The organism is Streptomyces phytophilus (assembly GCF_013870535.1).
In the GTDB taxonomy this organism is placed as follows: domain Bacteria; phylum Actinomycetota; class Actinomycetes; order Streptomycetales; family Streptomycetaceae; genus Streptomyces; species Streptomyces phytophilus.
In genome coordinates, this window is the sequence record NZ_JACBXC010001063.1 from 1 (window position 1) to 2,138 (window position 2,138).

Annotated in this window: 1 protein-coding gene; it reads right to left on the reverse strand. The window is 73.6% G+C overall.

Translation table 11 applies throughout. The features are described from left to right. Positions 1 to 2,003, reverse strand: a 2,003-nt coding sequence (locus tag H5J30_RS29040; RefSeq protein ID WP_258563583.1) for an FAD-dependent oxidoreductase, incomplete at its 3' end; no start/stop codon positions are given. Positions 2,004 to 2,138: the final 135 nt, after the last annotated feature.

Genomic DNA, 2,138 nt, shown 5'->3' on the forward strand with positions numbered 1-2,138 from the left:
GTGAAGCGCACCGCGTCCGCGACCACGTAGCCGTCGGTGGCGTCGTTGCGTACCCGCACGCCCGCCGCCGTCCCCGCGGCGAACGTGTGCCGCCCCAGCACCACCCACTTCCCGCCGCCCGAGCGCTGGTCGACGGTGTACGTCGTCGTGCCGCCGGCGTGTTCGACGTCCACCGGCACGTTCGTGGCCCGGTTGCTGTACGAGGTCCACCACAGGGCGACGTCCCAGGCGCCGGCCTCCGGCAGCTCCGGCCGGAAGCGCAGCCAGGCGCTGCCCTTGCCGGTGTTGTCGTCGTGGACGTAGTCCGGGCCGTAGTAGCCGGCGGTCGACGTGCTGCTCAGCCAGGTGCCGGCGGAGGTGACGCCGGTGGCGGAGACGTTGTCGACGACGATCTCGCCGGGCTCGGTCGGCGGCCACTGCAGGAACTGCCCGTCCGCGCGCAGCCGCGCCTGCAGCGCGGCGACGGGGACCTGCTGCACCGCCGCGCCGCGGTCGAGCGCCATCCGCGCGGCGGTCGCGGCCGACTGCCCGAGGATCATGAAGACCGGCTCCATGCGGATCGACCCGTACGCGATGTGCGTGGCCGACAGCGCGACGGGCACCAGCAGGTTGGTGCACTGCGAGCGCTTCGGCGTCAGCGAGCGGTAGCTGATCCCGTACGGGGCCGGCACCCCGACCTGCACGTCGCCCTCGTTGCGCGCGACGCCGTCCACGACCAGGCGGCGGCAGTTGTGCGAGTCCATCGTGTACGAGGCGAGCCCGACGGAGTCCGCGGCGCGCACGGTGCCGCGGCAGTCGTGCTCGGTCATGACGTAGTCGGAGACCATGCGCCGCGCCTCGCGGATGTACAGCAGCGGCGGCCAGCCGCCGTGGTCGGTGAACTCGTCGCGCGGCAGGCCCCAGGCGGCGGTCTGGGCACGTACGGACTCCGGCAGCCGCGGGTCGTTGGCGAGGAACCACATCAGGCCCTGCTGGTAGTCGGCGTGTTCGGCGTGGATGCGGGCGCGTTCGGCGTGGGTGCCGGTGGGGTAGCCGAAGTTGAGGCCGATGTTGTCGGTGGAGAAGGCGCCGTTGTTGTTGGAGTCGGTCTTGCCGCCGCCCATCTGGTGGGTGGTGTAGAACGGGCCGCGCCAGCCGGCCTGGACGTAGCGCAGGAGGAGTTCGTAGCGCATCGGGTCGTAGCCGGACGGCTTCGGGAAGGGGATGCGGTCGCCGGCCTGGGTCAGGCACATGCGGAAGCAGTACGCCTGGATCGCCTCGTCGGCGGTGCCGTTCGGCGCGAGGGGGTCGGCCGAGACGCCGGGCAGCAGGCCGCTGGCGGGGCTGCCGGGGGTGACGTAGGGGTCGACGGGGTGGACGAACTGGTGCTTGTCGCGGTGCTGGACGCCGTTGAGCGTCTCGTCGTACGCGGCGTTGCCCTCGCGTCCCGCGGTGAAGCCGACGCCGGCGCGGGCCATCAGGTCGCCCTCGTACGTCGCGTCCATGAACACCCCGCCCGCGTACGCCCGGCCGTCGTCGGTGACCAGGACGCGGATGCGGCCGCCGCTGCGGTCGACGGAGCGCAGCCGGGCGTCCGTGACGACGGGCACGTCGTGCTCGGCGAGCAGGTCGGCGAAGACCTCGGAGGCGACGTGCGGCTCGAAGGTGTAGCGGGCCGGGGAGTCGTCGGTGACGGGGGTGCCGTGGTACTTGGCGTACACGCGGCGGTAGAACTCCAGGGCCAGCCCGCCGATGGCGGAGGTGTTGCCGGTGTCGGTGGCGCCGAGACCGCTGGTGGTGAGGCCGCCGATGTGCCGGGTGGGCTCCAGCACCACGGCGGTGCCGCCCATCCGGCGCATCTGCACGGCGGCGATCACGCCGGCCGAGGTGCCGCCGTAGACCACGAGGTCGGCCCGGACGGGGCCGCGGCCCCCGGCGTACGCCACCGGGCCCAGGGCGGGCAGCGCGAGACCCGCGCCGCCCGCGGCGAGCAAACCACGTCTAGAAAGCGCTTTCTCAGCCATGGTTCCGGAGTGTGCCCGCGCCCCGGCGGGACGTCAACGCATCCGTACGCCCGGATCCCAGTCGGCCGGCAGCGCCGCCGGCACCGCGAACCCGGCGCCCCCGACGGGCACGAACTCCCCGTCGCGCGCGGACCG